The following is a 19547-nucleotide window of genomic DNA, read 5'->3' as shown; positions in this document are numbered from 1 at the left end:
AAGACACGAAAATCATGAAGCGAGCGGTATTTCTCGATCGCGACGGCACTCTCATCCGGGAGCGCCATTATTTGTACGACCCTGCGCTCGTCGAGCTGGAAGACCGCGTCACGGAAGCCCTGGCTTTCTTCCAGAGCCACGGGCTCCTGCTGTTCGGCGTGACGAACCAATCCGGCGTGGCGAAGGGCTTATTTCCGATCGAAGCGGTTCATGAGGTCAATCGACGCGTCGAATTTCTCCTCGCAGAAGGTCGAGCATCTATATCGGGCTGGCTCGTGTGTCCGCATGATCCGACGGATCGTTGCGACTGCAGAAAGCCGGCGCCGCGCCTCGTCAGAGAGGCCGCCAGAACGTTCGACATCGACTGTTCTCACTCGTTCGTCATCGGCGACAAGCGCTCGGACGTCGAGCTGGCCTGCGCGATCGGCGCCGTAGGGATTCTTGTTCTCAGCGGTCACGGCAGAGAATATCTCGATTGGGCGCGCACGCACGGGCGGCTGATCGCGGAGAATATGGCCGACGCCGCGCAAATCGTCAGAAACCTGCTCGTCGCGCAGGGCTGAGCAGTCGACACGACTGTCGCGAAGCAAAATGTTTTTTGTAACGCAGTTCGACACGTCGGCGGTCACGAGACATAAGAGTGGGATCGAACGGCAATGACTATAGATCGTTCCGAAGACGTCGTTTCGAATTTCGGCTCTCGACGCATCATGTGCGTGGGGGACCTGATGGTCGACCGTTTCATCTCCGGCTCGATTGAGCGCATTTCCCCTGAAGGACCAGTTCCGGTCCTAGCGAAGAGCTCGGTGGAGTCGTTCGCCGGCGGGGCTGCGAACGTCGCTCGGAACATTGCTCGGCTCGGAGGGCGCTGCAGTCTCGTCGGCGTTGTCGGAGTGGATCCGGCCGGCGTCGAGCTGAAGGACATCCTTCTCTCGGAGCGCATCGTCAACGCCTGTTGCATCGGCGATCCAGAACGACCGACGACCCAGAAAAATCGTTTCATCTCCGGCGGCCAGCAGGTGCTCAGAGTCGACGAGGAGCTGGTCACTCCGGTTTCCGATCGCATATTCGAGGCGCTGTTGAAAGAATGCCGCAAATGGATATCGGAATGCGAGGCCATCGTGATCTCCGACTACGCCAAAGGTTGCGTTTCCTCGGCGCTGGTGAGCGAGATCTGCGATCTGGCTCGACCGAGGAACATTCCCATCATCGTCGATCCGAAGTCAGATTGCTTTGCGAAATATCATGGGGCGACCTTCATCACTCCGAACCTCAAGGAAACTTTCGCTGCGACAGGCGTCGCCGTCGCAGACGATAGAGCGGCGGAATGCGCGGGGCGCGCCATTCTCGCCATGTCGTCGTTCGAAGGCGTGCTGATCACCCGAGAGAGTCGCGGAATGTCGTTTGTTCCCCGCGACGGCGAAGCCTTTCATTCGCGCGCCACCGCGCGCGAGGTGTTCGATGTGGTGGGCGCCGGCGATACCGCTGTCGCGACATTCGCTCTCAGCCTCGCCGCGGGGGCCAAAGTCAATTCGGCAGTGACATTCGCCAATCGCGCGGCGGGCATCGTCGTCGGCAAACGCGGAACGGCGACGGTCACGAAGCAGGAGCTGCTCGCTGAAATGTCTTGTGGGGACGATTATCGGATAGATGGCAGCCTGCAAAAAATCCGGTCGTTCGAATCGGCGGTCACGCGAGCAGAAGGATGGCGCAGAGCCAATCTACGGATTGGATTCACAAACGGCTGTTACGACATTATTCACGCCGGTCACATTCGTTCGTTGCAATATGCACGCGCAAATTGCGATCGGCTGATCGTCGGACTAAACAGCGACGCGTCGGTCGCGCGGCTCAAGGGAATTGGACGGCCGATCAACAAGCAATACGACCGCGCCGCGATCCTGGCCGCGCTCGACGCCGTCGACATGGTGGTGGTCTTCGACGGGGATACGCCTTTGCGCCTCATCGAGATCGTCGCGCCCGATCTTCTGGTGAAGGGCGCCGACTATGACGCGAGCGCCGTGGTCGGCGCGGATTATGTCCTTTCCCGCGGCGGACGCGTTTTGACACATTCGCTTCTCGACGGAAGAAGCACGACCAATATCCTCCAGAAGATGAGCGCGGACTCGACGAGGGCAATTTGAGCGATAGCCAAAATCTCCGAAGCGCAGACCTCGTTCGCATGAAAGATAAGAATTCGCCTGATAGCTTGCGTGTTCTGTTCGTTGGACCGACAGCCGGCACATCGGGGCATCGACTAGCCGCTTTTCGCCGCCTCGGCCACCTCGTGACAGCAGTTAATCCCTATGAAGCATTCAGGGGCAATTCGGTATTGCACGCCTGGGCGTTCAAGACCGGCGCATTAGGCTTCTCCGGGCTGGTCGCGCGGCTGGTCGGCGCCGCGATCGCGAGCGAGCGCTTCGACCTCGCCTGGGTTGAATCCGGCGATATTATCTCCGCCGCTTGCGTGGAAACAATGCGTCGCTCCTGCGGAGTCGTCATCCTCTACCACATCGATAATTGCTTCGCGCCACGGGACGGAAGGCGCTGGCGTCTGCTGTTCGCCGCTTTGACGCATTACGATTTGTTCGTCGCTCCCCGCGATCGATGCGTGGACGAGGCTTTGCGCTCAGGCGCCCGCCGGGCGTTGCGGGTCAACATGAGCGCCGATGAGGTAGTTCATCGGCGTCCCGAGCTGTCGGACGAGGATTTGCGCATCTACGGCTCGGAGGTAGCCTTCGTCGGCACCTGGATGCCCGAACGCGGTCCGTTTCTTCTCGAGCTTGTCCGGCGGGGCGTGCCGTTGAAAATATTCGGTCCGCGTTGGCGGCGCGCCCAAGAATTCGAGGCTCTGGGCGATCGTGTCGTCGAAGAGCGGCTCGCCGACGCGGAATATGTGAAGGCGATCAGCGCCACAAAAGTCGGTCTCGTTCTTCTGTCGAAGGGAAACCTCGACCTCCATACGACGCGGTCGTTCGAAATCCCGGCGGTCGGAACGCTGCTCTGCGCCGAGCGCAGCATCGATCATGAGCGACTGTACCGCGAAAATGAGGAGGCGGTGTTCTGGTCAAATGCGCTAGAATGCGCTGATCTGTGCTTCGCGTTGCTCGCGGACGAAAGACGTCGGTCGCGTGTCGCGGAGGCGGGCCGACGTCGCGTCGTCGCCAATCGTTCCTTCAACGAGGCGAGCATCTTCTATGTGCTTTCCTATCTCGGCTTCTAGCGGTCTCTGATCTACTGCGCAGCTCGTATTGACGCGAAGCTCGGCGACCCTTGCCGAGACTGACAGGAAGCGAGTCAGGCTCGCCGCGAAGTGAGCGAAACGATCTGCCGTCGTGGGCAGTCGACAATGAGCAGCCGGCAGCTACTGCCGGCTGCCATTGAACGAAACGGCGCATCTATAATTCGCGGCTTCGCCACAAGGAGAATGAGCGGCGTGTCCAAGCGACAAAATGCCTATCTTTCGACTTACGCCTCCACCCATCCGGTCTATTCGCATCGGGGCGCCGATGAATCGCCTGGCCGAAAGGCGCAGATTCGACACCTGCTATCCCGCCATCTGACGATCGGCAGGCGTCTACGCCTTCTCGATCTTGGATGCGGCGACGGCGCATTGCTGCGCGTCGCGCGAGACCTCGGCGTCGAAAATCTCGAAGGCGTCGATCTGTCGCCAGAAATGGTCGCAAAAGCCAGAGCAGTCGGGTTTTCCGTTGAGCTCGAGGACGCATTGACGTTCCTCGCCGCGCAGCCGGACGACAGTTTCGACGTCGTCTGCGCTTTCGATGTGCTCGAGCATCTCGATCATGAGAAGCTTTGGGACGTGTGCGAGAATGTTCTGCGCATCCTGAAGAGCGGCGGGAAATTCTTGATCCACGTCCCCAACGGCGCGTCGCCATATGCCGGAAGGATGCGCTATGGCGACATCACGCATGAACGCGCCTTTACGCGCGAGTCGATGCGACAGGTGTTGGGGACGATCGGCTTCGATAACGTCGAAGCGGAAGAGGACGAACCCGTGGCGCGCGGAATCGTCAGCTTCATGCGCCTCCGCCTGTGGCGCATGATACGACTCGCGGCTATGTTTCGGCTGGCCGTCGAAACCGGCGCGCTAGGCGGCTATCTGCTGACTCTCAACATATTCGTCATCGCCCACAAGAGCTAGACGAACGCCTTCGGTCGCCGGGCGGCGACGACGCCAAAGCAGAAACATGTCTAAGACATTGCTGATTTATCGGTTGGGCAGCATCGGCGACACGGTGGTCGCTCTGCCGTGCTTTCACGCGATTGCGCGCGCCTTTCCGCGGGATCGTCGGATCGCGTTGACGAATATTCCAGTGTCGGGCGCGACGAGCTCTCTCGCCGAGGTCCTGGGCGGGTCCGGTCTCATTCACGGAGAACTCGCCTATCCGGTCGGCACGCGCTCTCCGATGGCGTTGCTACGTCTGCGCCGCGAGATTCTCGCGACCGGCGCCGACCGGATGGTTTATCTGATGCCCGAGCGCTCGCCGTTGGCGTTGCGTCGCGATCTGCTGTTCCTCAAAACCTGCGGCATCGACGATGCGATCGGCGTCTCCCAGGAGACGCTGCGTCTGCGGCGATTGAACGAGCGCACGGGCGAAGTCGAACGAGAATGTGCGCGTCTCGCACGCTCTTTGACGAAGCTCGGCCCAATCGATCTCGGCGCTCCCGCAAGCTGGGACTTGATGCTCACGCCGAACGAACGGGAGATCGCCCGAAAGCATTTGCCGGAGGGCCCTTTCCTGGCGATCAACATGGGCGGAAAGCTCGCTAGCAACGATTGGGGTGCGGACAAATGGACAGCGTTGCTTCAGATGCTGTCGCGGCGTCATCCAGCCCTCGGCCTCGTTATTGTCGGTGGAGCGGACGATCGCGAGAGAGCCGAATGCGCTCGACTCGCCTGGAGCGGGTCAACGCTGAATCTGTGCGGCAAACTGTCGGTGCGTGCAACCGCCGCGTCGCTCGAACGCGCCGCCTTGTTTATCGGTCACGATAGCGGCCCGATGCATTTGGCGGCGGCAGTCCGGGTGCCGCTCGTCGCGCTTTTCGGCGATAATAATCCGCCAAAAAAATGGCACCCCATCGGCGCACGCCAAATTTGCCTGCACGACATGTGCGGCGTACGCCGAATCGCGATCGACGAGGTTCTCGCCTCTGTCGAGAAACTTCTGCTCGAGACGGTAGGGTCTCATTGCCGAGTTTCGCGTGAGCTTTGCGACTTGGCCGCGGAAAGAAGCGAACATCGATGAGCAATCTGCTGCAAATGAGCGCGCTAACGCCATCTATATCGCTCGGAGGGCGGGCGCCCCGGAATTTCGAATGCGACGCCTCTCTCGCAGCTCGGTTCGATAGGCGCCTCTCGAAATTCTTCGCGCTTCTCCTCTGCGGCTATGCGATTCTTCTGGTCGTTTACGCGCCTCTCGCGGAACTGACCTTTACCATCATTCACGCTTTCATGTTCTTGATCACAGTTTGCCTATTCGTGGCGATCAAGGACCGCTTCTTGTTTTTTCTCGTCTCTAACACTGCGTGGTTCTGGTCGTTTTCGACCTATCTATACGCCGCGACGCATCTAAAGCCGATCGAAGACGGCCTTTTTTCACCGATTCACGCTTCGTCCCTCGGATTGCTGTTGCTGATCGCCTCCGCTCTGGCCGCGGGCTTCGTTCATTTTTTCAGGATTGGATCGCCCGCCGCGTTCCTGCGCTCGGAAGCGGCTATGAGAGTGCTGTCGCGGTTCAGAGGTCTAATCGTGGCGGTGGGACTTGTCTCCTTGTCCGTCACTGCGATCTTTCCTAATCCGACCGTATCGTCGGTCGCCGGCGCCATCAGCTTCATGACATGGCTCGGGCTGGCGCTGGAGTTGAGAGCTGTCCGCGGCCGCTTCACGGAAAGCGGCCTGTTGTGGATTTCCTTTGGCTTCGCCGCGGTTGTCGCTCTCGCGCTCAACGGACGAAGTGTTCTCTTTTCATTCGGCCTATTCCTCATATTCGCCTATCTGATTTTTGCGCCCCGTGTCTGGAATGCAGGGATATTGATTGTCGCCTATGTCGCATTCGGTGCCTTCACAGCATTCTCCGATGCGCAAATCAATGTCCGCAGCACCGGCATTCTGGGAACCGGACGAAGCGCCTTATGGCCGACAGTCGAAAAATTCGCGTCTATCGATACGTTGCAGACGATTCTATTTCCGTTCGGTGAATCGGCGATAAGGCAGGAAACAACCGACAGACTCCGGCTTTCCTTGCTCGAAGGATCGTTCGGCACTCGCTATTTCGGCCTCGACTCCGGATTCATAACTAGATTGGTCAATCTGCCATACGCCGATTCCGTATGCGGACTTTCGGGCGCCATCGACCGCATTCGATGGGATCGATTGGCAGACATCCTCGTCAATGCGATGCCCTATGTCGGCATAGAAAAAACGGAAGGCTACGCGGATATCATAACTTGGGACATGGGACTGCGCGACGTCGGCAATATCGGGTTTCCCATGATCACCTCGGTCTGTGAACTCTACACGATGGGCGGATGGACGTTTGCCTTCGTCGCGTCGTTTTTCTTCATGGCGCTGATCGTCTTTTGGTATCGCGTTTTTTTGGACGCGCTCGGTAGCCGCGTTTTTCTTATTCTTATATTTAGCCAGTTCGCAATTAGCCTAACGTTCACGACAGCGATCATAACGATGCTCGTTCCGGTCGTCCGCGGGTTTCCTACGACATTATTGGCGTTGTTTCTTTTGAAAGGCGTCGGCTTCGCGATGAAGGCGCGTTAGGCGGGCCGATTGCGATCTCGTCGCCGTCGACGCGCGGCTCGCGCGATCGAAGGACACCTCGAGCGGGAAAGATGTTCAGATGCAATGTCCGATTTGTGCCGCCGACGCCGACATTTCGAGCTACGTCAAGGCGACGCCGATCCTGCGGTGCCGCAACGAAACCTGCGGCTTCCGCTTCTTTGATCTCGCGAAATGGTCTTCTCCATACGACGACGGCGACTATTATGCACATTGGCGCCCTTGCGACGTCGTCGTGAACCCATGGAACAAAGCGCGTGTCGATATGGTCGGGCGCTTCAAGTCCAAAGGTCGCGTCGCCGAACTCGGCTGCGGCATCGGAGAGACGGCGCTCGCATTTCGAAACGCAGGCTATGACGTCGTCGCCGTCGAAGAATCCCGGCGAGCGATCGATTTCCTAAAAGGGCGCTACCCGGACATCGATTGGCGGGAGAGCAGCATATTTCCGTTCCTCGAGGAAAATCGGCGCAGCTTCGACGTACTTTCGCTGTTCCACGTGCTCGAGCATATTCCCGAGCCGCGGCGCGTCGTCGCGCGTCTCGATTTCTCCCTGCGTGACGGCGGTGTGATCGTCATCGAAGTTCCGGACGCCAGCGGCGGTGTCGCGCGTCTCGCTGGAGACGACTGGGACTATTATCTCGACCACCACGTCAACTATTTCGACGTTCGTTCGCTGACAAAATTATTTGGCGCGTTTGGCTATCGCCGGGTTCATCTCCAGAGAACGTTCCATTTTGCGTATCCGCAGGGACACGGCCCAAAAGATGCCGTCAAGGGCGCGCTGGCCTGGCTCGGATTGAACTCAATTGTTCGAACCGTCTGGCGCAAGTAACCAGGCTCCGTCGCATGGACTCGCGCATGGAGCGTGTTGCGCGGGCGTCAGCGCTCGAATGCGATACGAACCCGGCTCTTTAACAATATCTCGAAGCGGCATGCGATCCGTGCGATTCCCGTCGGCGCCTAGCAAATCCAACGAAATAGGTAGCAATATGAGACGTGCCGCCAAACTTGTAAAAATGTACCTGGAGGGTTGCAATGGCTTGCGGATGAGGCCGAGCACACGTAACACATGGATGATATTCGATATGAATGGCAAAAGATACGATATTGCGTTGCGTGCGAACTCGACCGACTTCAAGGTTTTTTCTCATGTATTTATTCATGGCGCATATAATCTAGAAAATATGTATTTCTGGCCACGCCTAAAACAACGCCATGATAGTATCATTCGTGAAGGATTAACCCCATTGATTATTGATTGCGGCGCGAACATCGGAGCTTCTCCCTTGTTTTTCTCTTTGAAGTTTCCCGATGCCAGAGTTGTGGCCGTGGAGCCGGAGGCAAGTAATTTTGCGCTTCTTTCTAGAAACGTCGGTCCGAGTCGCGTCGAGACCATTCAGAAGGCGATCCACTCACGTGTTTCGCGAGTCTCCATCGACGACCCACGCATGGGTGCATGGGCGTTTCAAACTCGCGAGACGACGGATTCCGCAGGCGTCGGCACGGTTACGATCCCGCAACTCATTCGCGAAAATGAGAGGGCGTTCGTGATCAAGATCGATATCGAGGGGTTCGAATCGGAATTGTTCGAGGAAAATATCGAATGGGTCGCAAAGGCGCCCCTAATTATTTTGGAGCTCCATGACAATTTACGGCCATTTACTGGAAACTCCACAAACTTTCTGAGAGCGATGTTGCGCTACGGCGCGCGCGATTTTCAAATTCGCGGGGAAAACATATTCAGCTTTTCAAATGATATCTGCCCTTGACCAAACGCCGCTCGTGTTCACGACCCGACGAGCGCTCGAAAACCCGTAATTGCCGCCGGCCTCACATCTACGAGCAATAATAATGCCGTCGAAGGAACACGATCGCGCGTTCGTACGTCGCTTGCTGGCCGGCATGTCGGGTCAGATCTTCATAAGATTGATCGCAGCCTGCTCGATGGTCATATCGGTCCCTCTGATGTTGAGAGGATGGGGCGCAACGGGCTATGGCGAGTGGATCGCTCTCACTTCGCTGACGTCCTATCTGAGCTATTCGAATTTCGGCATCCTGACGCCATCGGTGAACGAAATCATCATGGCTGTCGGCGCCCGCGATCTAGATCGGGCCCAGAGGCAGCTCGGAATGACGCTGTCATTCTGCCTATCCGTGGTCGCGCCTCTGCTATTGATCGGAGCACTCGGCCTGTCGGCGGTGGATTTTCACGTCGGCTTGAATTTTGTCTACATCGCGAATGCTGAATGCGTGGCGATCGTCGTAGCGATGGTCTGCAGCATATTGGCTCAAACGCTGCGCGGAGCGGCGGTCGGCGCCCTATATGCGGAAGGAGCTTACGGCCTCGTCTATTTCGCGTCTGGTACGGTTCGCTTGACTGAATTGGTTTCCGTGTCGATCCTTCTATCGGTTTGGCAGGTCCGACCCTCCACGATCGCCTGGGCAATGGCCGGACTGAGCATCCTCGAGCTTTTGGTCGTGACCTTTCTGGCCAAACGGCAGGCGTCATGGGTCTCGTTCAAATTGCACGGTCTCGAAAGACGATGGGTTCTGGAGCAGTTGCGTCCGGCATCCGGATTTTTGATTTCGAATTTTTCTACCCAAGCGGTCTTGTTGCTCGGTCCGAGAGTCGTGCTCAGTCTCGTGAGCGGCGGCGCCGCAGTGTCGATCTATGCCTTGTACGGAACGGCCATGCGCTTGGTCGATCAAATCGTAATGGTGTTTCTCTCGCCGCTAGAAATCGAATTCGCCAGAAATGCAGGAAAAGGCAATCTGCCGGAGATCGCCCGCCTCGTTCGCACGGGCACACATGGGGCTTGGGTCGTCTTCATGGCGATTTCGCTCGCGGCGGCTCTGGTCGGTCCGTTCATTTTCGCTTTTTGGACGCAAGGTCAAATTATCTTCCAATATCATCTGCTTTTTCTCACCTGTCTGATGTTCGCCGCCAATCATTTCGGACGCGTTTGCGCTCAGGCCCTCAATGCGACGAACAGGATGTTCGGCCTATCGTTCTGGATGCTCGTGGCAAGCGTCGGGGCGCTGGGATGCGGGGCGCTTCTATCGCTCCGCTACGGCGTCGAAGGCATGTTGGTCGGGGGCATTCTCGGCGAACTCGGCGTATCGCTGATCGTCACGAGCGCTGTCGCATACTGGCTCGAATTGCCAGTATCGGCGCTTTTGTTCGATTTCTCTTCCTTTCAGTCACCCCTCACTTTCGTCCGGCAGCGCTTGACGACGAGAGCTCGCGGAACTGTCCAAGACATATCGCGCCGATAAGCCGGGACTCTCGGCGTTCACACTCGAAGGCGTCAAGGGAAGAACAACAAATGCCGAATGCAGCGCATGCCGTCCCGTTGATCGTGGAGTCCAACAATCCGGCCGTCGCGGACGCGATCGGCGCATTGGAAGCGAATCTGCTGACCTTCTATGAAAGCAATGCGTCCTACTACGATTGCGCGGCGTCCGCGGACAAGTCGCTATTCTTCGAACCCATCGCGGCAATGGCCCATTCGATCGTAGCCTCAAGATCAAGTATACGAATACTAGAAGTCGGCGCCGGCAAGAGCGACCTTCCAGACTATCTTCGTCGTACCTTGTCCGTCGGAGAACTCGATTTCGTCGCCCACGACATCAACCCGACCAACGCGACATTCTATCGGGAGAGGCAAATTCCTCTCATGGTCGGCGCTCTGACGGAACTGAAACTCGATGAACCGTTCGATATCGTCGTCTCGTTTTTCGCCTATGAGCATATGACGCGCCCTGCGGAGTGCCTCGACATCATGCGTTCCATGCTACGCGCCGACGGGCGGCTCATCATCGTTTGTCCGAAATATACATCCCCACTCTATATTCCGCCCGCCATTCGCCACTTGAGCCGCCTGCGGCAGTTGATCGTGAATTTTGCTCTCGTCTGCTCCGCCTTGGTCACGCGCCTGACAGGCCGTCCAAAATTCCACGTCGTCGTCGACCCTGCGGTGTTCCATGCCGCGTGGCGACGCGACTTCGACGCGGTGCATATGGTTTCGGGAGCCGACCTAGAGGCATATCTCGGACGCGCATGGCGCGTCGACAAATTGCCGATAAAATACCCTTCGCGCAAATACGCGTTCATCGCTTCGCTGATCTTGCTGGGCATCGTCGCGCGGCGCCGCGACACGAAGGCTGCCTGACGTGAAAGCGACAATTCTTCGAGCCGACGATTCGGCGAATTTCGGCCGCGGCGCGAGCTTTTCATTATCGAATCGCTTGCTGCGACTGCTGTGGATCATCGTATGGACGCTGTTCGCGCGTTGGACGCCGGGCGTGATGAGCCCTTGGCGCGTGTTTCTGCTCAACCTCTTCGGCGCCCGAGTTTCTCCTGAGGCCGCCGTCGCGGCGTCCGCGCGCATCTGGCTTCCCGCCCATCTCGAACTGGGTCCCTGGTCGACGCTCGGACCGGACGTCGACTGCTATAATATGGCGCCGATCACCATAGGCGCCCGCACGGTCGTGTCGCAGCGGGCCTTTCTCTGCGCCGGCGCACACGACTTCCGGGACCGCCATTTTCAACTCGTCGCACGACCGATTGTCATCGGCGACGATGTTTGGATCGCAGCGGAAGCTTTCGTCGGACCCAACGTCACGATCGCCGATGGCTGCGTGCTCGGCGCCCGCGCCTGCGCCTTCACGGATACGAAGACTTGGACCGTCTATCGCGGCAATCCCGCAGCGCCGATCAAGCCACGTATCTGGCGACCCTCTCCGTCCACGACAGCGTCGGAGACGCTTTGAATGCGGATATCCTGCGTGATCGGTCCTTATCTGCCCGTTCCGCCTCTCCGGGGCGGCGCGGTCGAACGGATCTGGCAGAATTTATGCGTCGCATTCGCCCGAAAAGGCCATGACGTAACCTTGATCTCACGCCAGTTCGGCGAGCTGCCCCGCGAGGAGACGCGCGACGGCGTCCGTTATTTGCGCGTGCCATCGATTGACGCGCCGAGATCAAGGCTCCTCTATCGCCTGTTCGACGTCGCTTACGCCGCATGGGTCTGCGCCGTATTGCCGGCGTCCGACGTGACCATCACCAACAGCGTCTCTCTTCCGCTTATCATTCCGCGTGGTCGCGCGGGCAAGATTTACGTCAGCGTCGCGCGCTTTCCAAAAGGCCAAATGCGGTTCTACAGGCGGGCGGACCGCTTGCAGGCGGTGTCTCGCGCAGTCGCGGATGCGATGCTGCGCCAATCGCCGATAATTGCCGAGCGGGTCGAGGTCATTCCTAACGCGCTGTCTGCGACCTTCACGCAATTGCGCGAGCCGTCGCGTGGGTCGCGGCGGAAAGAGATTCTCTATGCAGGCAGGATCGCTCGCGAAAAGGGGCTGGATCTGCTGATCCGCGCGTTCTCGAAGATTCGCGACCATGGAGATTGGCGATTGACGCTATTGGGGCCGAGCGCTGTCGCGGAGGGCGGCGATGGAGCCGGATTTCTCGCCGAACTCGAAACGCTCGGTCGCCGCGCGGGAGGACGAGTCACTTTCGAGCCGGCGATTTTCGATGAAGCCGCACTCGCCTCGAGGCTGCGCGCCGCGGACATCTTCGTCTATCCGTCCGTCGCCGAGCAAGGCGAATCGTTCGGCATGGCGCCGCTCGAGGCGATGGCGTGCGGCTGCGCGGTCGTGGTTTCCGCTCTCGCCTGCTTTGACGACTTCGCGGCGAATGGCGACAACGCATTCGTATTCGATCACCGGAGCAATGGTGAAACGGCCCTGGCTCAGGCGCTCGAATTGCTCATGAAATCTCCCGAGCTGCGTGACGCTCTCGGCGCCGCGGCCATCCATACGTCGCAGAACTTCGACGCCGACCGAGTCGCGGATTTGTTCATGGCCGATTTCGTCGAACTCGCAAAATATCGTGGAGCGCGCTCGTGACCGCATCGTCGAAACCCGCTTTGGATACGCCGAGTCTCGCGACGATCGTGCTGACCTATAATGAGGAGATTCATATCGCTCGCTGTCTGGAGTCGATCCGAACATTTTGCGGCGAGATCTTCGTGATCGATTCGTTTTCGACCGACGATACCGTCGAAATCGCGCGTCGCCACGGCGCGACAGTGCTGCAGAACCCGTTTGTCAACCAGGCGATCCAGTTCCAATGGGCGCTCGATCATATCGCGACCGATGCGACGTGGCTGCTGCGAATCGACGCCGACGAGGTCGTCGAGGACGATCTGGCCCGCGAAATTCGCGAAGACCTTCCGAAGCTGGCGAAAGACATTGTCGGCGTTCACCTCAACCGCAAGCACATTTTTCTCGGTCGCTGGATCGCGCACGGCGGACGGTATCCGCTCCACCTGCTGCGTCTCTGGCGGAGCGGGTTCGGGCGAGTCGAACAGAGCTGGATGGATGAACACATTGTCGTTTGGGGCGGCCGAACAGTGAATTTCGTGGGCGGATTCCGCGATCACAATTTGCAAGACATTTCGTTCTTCATCGACAAGCACAATCATTATGCGACCCGCGAAGCAACCAAGGCGTTCGCGCGCCGCCGCAGCCTAGCTGGATTCGACGACGACGCGAGCGACGGCCTCGCGGGGCAAGCGGGACGCAAACGCATCGTAAAGCGAGCATTCTACGACAATCTGCCTTTCCCGATCGGACCGACGCTGTATTTTTTATATCGATACACAGCGCAGCTCGGCTTCCTCGACGGCGTCGAGGGCCTCGTCTATCATTTCTTGCAAGGATTCTGGTATCGTTTTGTGGTCGGCGTGAAATTGATCGAACTCGAGCGTCAGATTCCGCGCGATCTCGATCCGCACATTGCTCGCAAAGAATTGGCCCGCCTTACCCGTTTGGCGGTTCTAGCGGAATAGATCACGCTCGCTGTTTTTCCCGATGCGAATCGAATTGGCCGCGCGTCGTCGGACGTCGGGACAAGGAGCTCACGATGCATATCGGTGACGCCATTGCCGGCTCGATTTCGGCATTGCTCGGATGGGTGGGGCTCGTGGGCGTCTGCGCCGCGGCGCCGAGCATATTTTATGCGAGCGACCCCGTTGGTCCAGACGAAACGGTCCTCGTCACCGGCGCCGGTCTCGAAGAGATCGACAGCATTTTCGTGCAGCGGGTTCGAGACGACACGGATGCGTTGCCGCCGCCGATCCGCGTCGATCCGGTGCAGCCATCGTCGACATCGGTGAAATTCACCGTTCCGACTCATGTCGGGAGCGGAGTGTATCGATACACGCTCGCGACGCGCGACGGCTCGGTGAGCGGCGTTTTGAACGCGCCAGCGGTGTTCTGGAGTCACGGCGATCGGGGGTCGTGCGCGACGCCGGGCGGCGTCTTGCGCATATTGGGCCGCAACATCGCTCGAAATGAAAACGTGACGCTTTCGCTATCGACCTCCGACGGCGCGATCGTCGCCGCTCTGCATCCGCAGCGTCATACGATGTGGGACGCCTCATTCCCCTTGCCGACCTCGCTCGGCGTCGGCCTATATCGACTGCGACTACAAAATGGGCAGGGCGGCGCCTTCGGCGCGGTCGACGCCGGGACGTTCGAGATATGTAGATCGCCGACGCGCCCCGCCGTGTCGATCGACGCCAAATCCTTCGGCGCGCAGGGCGATGGACTCGTCGACGACACCGCTGCGATCACGCATGCGCTCAGTGAAGCCGGCAAGAGCGGCGGCGAGGTGCGTCTGCCGCGCGGCCGCTACCGATTGTCCAATGCGCTGCACATTCCCGCCGGCGTCATCCTGCGCGGCGAACGCCGCGACCTGGTCGCCTTGATATGGACGGATTTCGCGGCGCCGCCTCCAGCGCTCGTCGAAGGCGGTGGCGACTTCGGCCTCGAGGACGTGACGCTCTACGCCTCGAACCATCGCCACGTCGTCGACGGCGGATGCGCGCCCCAGCCGAAAAACGGCGGCAGGGTGCGGCTGCATCGCGTGACCATTCGCGCTTCGGCTTATCGGGGACATATTTCGGCGGCCGACGCAAATCGACTGCAGCAGTCGCTCTACCAGGCGACCGGCACGGGAGCCGATACATTGCGGTTGTGCGGCGCGGACATCGAGGTCACGGACTCGGACCTCTACGGCTCGTCACGGGCTTTCGAATTGCTCGCGCCGCGTAACGCATATATCGCCCGCAACAAATTCTATAATGGCCGCGGCGGCTGGTACGCGGTCCATGGCGGAGATGGCGTCATCTTCGAGGGCAATGTCATCTCCGGAGTCGACGTCACCGCCAGCGGCGGCGGCGTCTCTCCGATTCGAACGTCTTTAGCGTCGAGCAATGTTCTATTTTATGCGAATACATTCGAACGAATGTATGGTTGGGATCGGGAGGCGGTCACCACCGACGGTCCCGGTGGATTCTATTACGGGGCCGTCGCGCCGATCGGTGATGGAGCGATTGCGATCGCGTCACCGTCGACCGCCGCTGCGATTCCCGGGTCGATTTCCTTTGCCGACTCCCCGAGTTGGACCGGCGCAACGCTTTTTGTGCTCGGTGGACGCGGCGCGGGCCAGTTCGCGACAGTGGAAGCCCGCGATGGAGAACGGATTACGCTCGACAAACCGCTGCAGATTGAGCCGGACGTCAGCTCCATCGTCACGATCGTCCCGGCTCGCACCCATCACCTCTATGTCGACAATTATTTTTCCGACGTCGGCATAGCGGTGCAGCTATATGGAACCGCGCTCGAAAGCTATGTGGTCGGAAACGTTTCCGAGCGCTCGGGTGGGTTTGTCGATTGGGCTCTCTGGTACCATCATGTGCAAGCGAGCTGGGGCACTCAGTTTCTCGATAACCGAATACTGGACGGCAATGTGTACCGCGGCGGTTCCAATGCGGCGACGGAAGCCGGCGATTCGATCCTCGGCGCATTCGTGGCGCCGTGGCGGCACAATCGAACTCCTTTGATAAGAGGCGTGATCATTCGAGGCAATCGCCTGGAAGGAAACGCCCATATCGAAATCAACGGTCGTTCGACCGATTTCGCAAGCGTGAAGGACGTCATCGTGGAGGCCAATTCGATCGAACATGCGGACGTTGGGATTGTCCGGCAGGGACTGCTGGATGGCGTCTATCGACGGAAAAATGCGTTCGTGGACGTTCAACGTTCCGAAGTATCGCGTTGAGAGTCCCCCGCTTTTGCAAGGTGATTTTCTCGGCGACTACTCGGGCTCGGCGCTTCTATCGGTCGTGTGTCAGGTTGACGTGCCCCCGAAGTTTCATCCAGCGGCGAGTTGAGTCCCGGCGGTTGATACGCCCGCGGGCGTGGGGTGAGCAACAGGCGATCGGCGGAGCTGGTCAGGGTTGCGCAGCCGATCGCCTGTTGCGGTGAGCGCGGCCGCATAGTCCGCCGGCGTCGCATAGCCGAGGGAAGAGTGCGGGCGCCGGTGGTTATAATCGTGGACCCAAGAGCGAACTTTCTCTCTCGCGTGGTCGAGCCCGAAGAACAGCGTCTCGTTGAGCAGCTCGTCCCGCATGCGGCCGTTGAAGCTCTCACAGAAACCGTTCTGCATCGGCTTGCCGGGCGCGATGAAATGCCATTCGATTTTGTTCGCCTCCGACCAGGACAGGACGGCGTTCGAGGTGAATTCCGTCCCATTGTCGGAAACGATCATGCTGGGCTTGCCGCGCCTTTCGATCAGCGCCGACAGCTCGCGCGCAACCCGCTTGCCGGAGATCGACGTGTCCGGGATCGCCGCCAGGCATTCACGCGTCACGTCGTCGACGATGTTCAGGATGCGGAATCGTCGGCCGCTGGCGAGCTGGTCGTGCACGAAATCGAGAGACCATCGGGCATTCGGCTTCGCCTCGACGACAATCGGCGCCCGTGTTCCCACGGCGCGGCGGCGCGCGCGGCGTTTTTTGACCGTCAGCCCTTCCTCGCGGTAGAGCCGATAGATGCGGTTCTTGCCCGAGCGCTCGCCCCGCTGACGAAGCAAGACGAACAGCCGCCGGTAGCCGAAGCGCCGACGCGCATTGGCGAGATCGCGCAGCTCGGCGCGAAGCTCGGCGTCGGCCGGGCGCTTCGACGTGTAGCGCGCCGTCTTGCGATCGATCGCGACGATCCGGCAGGCCCGACGTTCCGACAGGCCCATCACGGCCCGAAGGTGCGCGACGGCGTCGCGCTTGACGGCGGGCCCTACCATTTTTTTGCCAGGAGTTCGCGAAGCGCCGCCGCATCGAGCATCTGATCGGCCAAGAGCTTCTTCAGACGCGCGTTTTCCTCCTCCAGCGCCTTCAGCCGCTTGGCCTCGGAAACGTCCATGCCGCCGAATTTGGCCTTCCAATTGTAGAGCGTCGTCTCCGAAACCGCATATTTGCGCGCGAGGTCCGCCGCCTTCGCGCCGGCTTCCTGCTCCCGCAAAATCCCGATGATCTGCTCTTCCGTGAACCGTTTCTTCTTCATCGTGTCCGTCCTGCAATCGGCCGGACTCTAATCGATGCTGGGGGGATTTTTCAGGGGCACGTCAAGGTCTCTTGTCGTGGCCTGAAGTGCGCCACGTGCCGGCATGCAGTTCGAAGAACAGGGTCCACATCGGTTCAGAGAGCTTGGTTTGCTCGAGCGCCGGGACTGGCTTTCCCCATTCTGAACATTGAAGTCCTTGCCGCATATGTCGTCGGTCGATCTCCTCGCCGAGCCGGCTCCGAGCCGGCCCTTTCAGCGCTTCTCCGCCTTGCTCTTCTCGGAAGCGAACGGATCACGCCATCCGATAATTCTGTTCGCGCATCATCATGGCCCAGATGATACGGGCCATCTTGTTCGCCAATGCGACGGCCGCGACCATGCGCGGCTTGCGCCCGAGAATGCGGCCCAGCCAATTGTCGGGCAGCACGCCCTTGCGGACGATCCAGCGGATTCGGCTCATGGCGCCGGTCGATCTACAGTTGCATCGTCCATCATTTCCACGAGGCTCTTCAGGTTCGCTGGTCCCTTGGCGACGACGATCCCGAACTCCGCCAGATGGCCGCGCAGCGAATTGATCAATTGCGTTCGCGGTCTGACGAAACATTGATGCGTCCGAAAAGCGACCGCCCGCGCCTGATGTTCAGCGCTCTTGACCGCCACGCAATGCATATTCGGTCGCAGAGCGGCCTCGGCGATGGCCGCGGCATCCACGGCGTCGTTCTTCTGGCGCTTGACGAAGGGCTTCACGTAAATTGGAGGAATGAGGCGGGAACCTCATGGCCGAAGCCTTGCGCTACGTGACCCCGATCAATGGCTCGTGGCGCAGGCTTCCATCGCGGCGATGCAGGGCGTCTGCCCGCGCAAGAGCTTCTCGAGCTTCGAACGCGAAACTGTGCGATCGAATAGAACTGCCCCGCCGCGAGCCGTTCCGCAGACCTGAAAGCTGCGCTTTGCCAAATCGACAAGACATGGACTTCCGCCATAATGACCTCCTTCGTCGCGCCCCCCTTCCGGGCGCCCTCCGACATCATACGACGCCGGCCGAAGGGGGCATCCACCCCATCAGTTCAGGCTTCCATTGGGCCGGAGATATGACGCCTCTCGGCGAAGTCGAATTTTTAAAAATACCGTTCCGGCACACGCACGAGGTCGCCTGGATGAATCGGGATCGTCGGCGTCAGCGGATATTCTTGAAAATCTCGACCGCCGGCTCTTTGGATGAGTATTCGAGATTGACTGGCGCGGTAGGTGCTGCCCCCCGCGACCGCGATGGCGCTGACGACGTTGAGACCACTCTTATATGGATATTCGCCCGGCTTCTCGACCTCGCCGAGGACATAGAACGGCCGAAAGGTCGCTATATCGACCGTCACCTTGGGGTCGCGGAGATATTCGCCACGAAACTTCTTTGCGAGCGACAGCTCGAGTTCCGATTTGGTGAGACCGCCGGCCTGAATTGTTCCGGCCAAAGGCAGGGAAACAAAGCCGCCGGGGTCGATATCATACTCGCCCGAAAGCTTATCCTCGCCGAAAACCGTGATCTTGATCTTGTCGCCGGGCTGCAGTCTGGGAGTCCCTGCGAGATTGGCGAGGCGCGCCTCGTTTCCGACGCTCGGTCCTGGCAAGGGCACGATATCGCAACCTGTCAAGATCAACGCCATCGCCAGAAGGAGGAAGAACGATTGTCTCGTCATAAGCACTTTCACTCGACACATGCCTCGGATTCCATTGTCACGAACTGTTCCCAATGCGATGGACGCGAGAAAGAGTCGAACTGAAAAAATGCCCCGGCGAGGAGCTTTGATATCTTCGCTACGTTACGAACGGCCACTGATCGTGGAGTGGGTCCCTCGCTTCATTCGATGCCGGATATCCGTCGTCCAAGGACAGTCTCCATCTTGCTTCGGCCCTCTGAATGCCCCGCCTTCGGGATCATCTACAACAGAGTATATTATCGCTATTTGATATCGCTAAGAGCCTGTCCGTGAACTTCATGCTTGGTTACAAAGCCTCCTAACATTACAGTTGCGTATTTTAACGGTTTCTGACTCACTGAGCCACCATGATTCGTCTCGGGGGTCATGGGATGTCGGGAGCTTCGATCGAGACGACGCTGGAGTTGTGGGCGTCGTCGCTGCGTGATGTGAAACGTCGGATGCATCCGTTGTTCACACAAGACCGCGTGGCGCGATCGGCAGAAGCTTTCCTCGACGGCCTACTCGGAGAAGAGCGGCGCAAGACCGGCTGGATGCGGGCGGAAGCCGCCGGCGATCCGGGGCCATGGCGACAACAGGCCGTTCTGGGCCGCGGACGGTGGGACGCCGATGCG

Annotated in this window: 16 protein-coding genes and 2 pseudogenes; 15 read left to right on the top strand and 3 right to left on the bottom strand. The window is 59.4% G+C overall.

All coding sequences use genetic code 11. The features are described 5' to 3' along the window. Nucleotides 1–14 precede the first annotated feature (14 nt). The 14 genes from FMZ75_RS16540 (at nucleotide 15) to FMZ75_RS16475 (ending at nucleotide 15938) form a co-directional block, all read left to right on the top strand. Nucleotides 15–563: an HAD-IIIA family hydrolase gene (locus FMZ75_RS16540; protein ID WP_166144293.1), complete on the top strand. Its 549-nt coding sequence runs from the start codon at nucleotides 15–17 to the stop codon at nucleotides 561–563. A gap of 93 nt (nucleotides 564–656) precedes the next feature. After that, nucleotides 657–2144, top strand: a complete 1488-nt coding sequence (rfaE1, locus tag FMZ75_RS16535) for a D-glycero-beta-D-manno-heptose-7-phosphate kinase (protein WP_166144292.1) — start codon at nucleotides 657–659, stop codon at nucleotides 2142–2144. Nucleotides 2145–2287: 143 nt separating this feature from the next. Beyond that, a complete protein-coding gene (locus tag FMZ75_RS22220; RefSeq protein WP_166144291.1) occupies nucleotides 2288–3223 on the top strand; it encodes a glycosyltransferase in 936 nt (311 codons plus the stop codon). A gap of 213 nt (nucleotides 3224–3436) precedes the next feature. Further along, nucleotides 3437–4162, top strand: a complete 726-nt coding sequence (locus tag FMZ75_RS16525; protein ID WP_166144290.1) for a class I SAM-dependent methyltransferase — start codon at nucleotides 3437–3439, stop codon at nucleotides 4160–4162. A 46-nt stretch (nucleotides 4163–4208) separates the two neighbouring features. Then, nucleotides 4209–5267 (top strand): glycosyltransferase family 9 protein, encoded by a 1059-nt coding sequence (locus FMZ75_RS16520; protein ID WP_142864446.1) that lies wholly within the window; start codon nucleotides 4209–4211, stop codon nucleotides 5265–5267. Beyond that, nucleotides 5264–6793 (top strand): hypothetical protein, encoded by a 1530-nt coding sequence (locus FMZ75_RS16515; RefSeq protein ID WP_166144289.1) that lies wholly within the window; start codon nucleotides 5264–5266, stop codon nucleotides 6791–6793. Before FMZ75_RS16520 ends, FMZ75_RS16515 begins: the two co-directional genes overlap by 4 nt. 79 nt (nucleotides 6794–6872) lie before the next feature. Beyond that, nucleotides 6873–7643 carry a bifunctional 2-polyprenyl-6-hydroxyphenol methylase/3-demethylubiquinol 3-O-methyltransferase UbiG gene (locus FMZ75_RS16510; RefSeq protein ID WP_166144288.1) on the top strand — a complete coding sequence of 257 codons (771 nt, stop codon included), beginning with the start codon at nucleotides 6873–6875 and terminating at the stop codon, nucleotides 7641–7643. A 253-nt stretch (nucleotides 7644–7896) separates the two neighbouring features. Continuing rightward, nucleotides 7897–8580, top strand: a complete 684-nt coding sequence (locus tag FMZ75_RS16505) for an FkbM family methyltransferase (RefSeq protein ID WP_166144287.1) — start codon at nucleotides 7897–7899, stop codon at nucleotides 8578–8580. 82 nt (nucleotides 8581–8662) lie between these two features. Beyond that, a complete protein-coding gene (locus tag FMZ75_RS16500; protein WP_166144286.1) occupies nucleotides 8663–10087 on the top strand; it encodes a lipopolysaccharide biosynthesis protein in 1425 nt (474 codons plus the stop codon). A gap of 50 nt (nucleotides 10088–10137) precedes the next feature. Next, on the top strand, nucleotides 10138–10983 hold the full coding sequence (locus tag FMZ75_RS16495; protein WP_166144285.1) for a bifunctional 2-polyprenyl-6-hydroxyphenol methylase/3-demethylubiquinol 3-O-methyltransferase UbiG: 846 nt from the start codon (nucleotides 10138–10140) through the stop codon (nucleotides 10981–10983). Between the two features lies 1 nt (nucleotide 10984). After that, nucleotides 10985–11584: a putative colanic acid biosynthesis acetyltransferase gene (locus FMZ75_RS22215; protein ID WP_166144284.1), complete on the top strand. Its 600-nt coding sequence runs from the start codon at nucleotides 10985–10987 to the stop codon at nucleotides 11582–11584. Then, nucleotides 11585–12718: a glycosyltransferase family 4 protein gene (locus FMZ75_RS16485; RefSeq protein WP_166144283.1), complete on the top strand. Its 1134-nt coding sequence runs from the start codon at nucleotides 11585–11587 to the stop codon at nucleotides 12716–12718. Continuing rightward, nucleotides 12715–13662: a glycosyltransferase family 2 protein gene (locus tag FMZ75_RS16480; protein WP_370464733.1), complete on the top strand. Its 948-nt coding sequence runs from the start codon at nucleotides 12715–12717 to the stop codon at nucleotides 13660–13662. The genes FMZ75_RS16485 and FMZ75_RS16480 overlap by 4 nt, the downstream gene beginning before the upstream one ends. 599 nt (nucleotides 13663–14261) lie before the next feature. Continuing rightward, on the top strand, nucleotides 14262–15938 hold the full coding sequence (locus tag FMZ75_RS16475) for a glycosyl hydrolase family 28-related protein (RefSeq protein ID WP_207783480.1): 1677 nt from the start codon (nucleotides 14262–14264) through the stop codon (nucleotides 15936–15938). A gap of 93 nt (nucleotides 15939–16031) precedes the next feature. On the opposite strand, the gene FMZ75_RS16470 is transcribed toward FMZ75_RS16475, so the two are convergent. The 3 genes and pseudogenes from FMZ75_RS16470 to FMZ75_RS16460 form a co-directional block, all read right to left on the bottom strand. Then, nucleotides 16032–17218 (bottom strand): IS3 family transposase gene (locus FMZ75_RS16470; RefSeq protein ID WP_166144279.1). Its coding sequence is split into 2 segments (ribosomal slippage): nucleotides 16032–16966 and nucleotides 16966–17218, totalling 1188 coding nucleotides; the frame shifts between segments, so codons are not numbered across the junction. 292 nt (nucleotides 17219–17510) lie between these two features. Further along, nucleotides 17511–18175, bottom strand: a pseudogene (locus FMZ75_RS22210) (transposase). A 161-nt stretch (nucleotides 18176–18336) separates the two neighbouring features. Continuing rightward, nucleotides 18337–18912, bottom strand: coding sequence for a polysaccharide biosynthesis/export family protein (locus FMZ75_RS16460; protein ID WP_166144277.1), 576 nt, complete (start codon nucleotides 18910–18912; stop codon nucleotides 18337–18339). Nucleotides 18913–19304: 392 nt separating this feature from the next. On the opposite strand from FMZ75_RS16460, the pseudogene FMZ75_RS16455 reads away from it, so the two are divergent. Beyond that, a pseudogene (locus FMZ75_RS16455) lies at nucleotides 19305–19547 on the top strand (IS701 family transposase); the annotation flags it as partial.

Source organism: Methylosinus sp. RM1 (assembly GCF_011378635.1).
Lineage (GTDB): Bacteria > Pseudomonadota > Alphaproteobacteria > Rhizobiales > Beijerinckiaceae > Methylosinus > Methylosinus sporium.
Note: the sequence above shows the minus strand (reverse complement) of the source record. Positions and strands in the feature narration are given on the sequence as shown.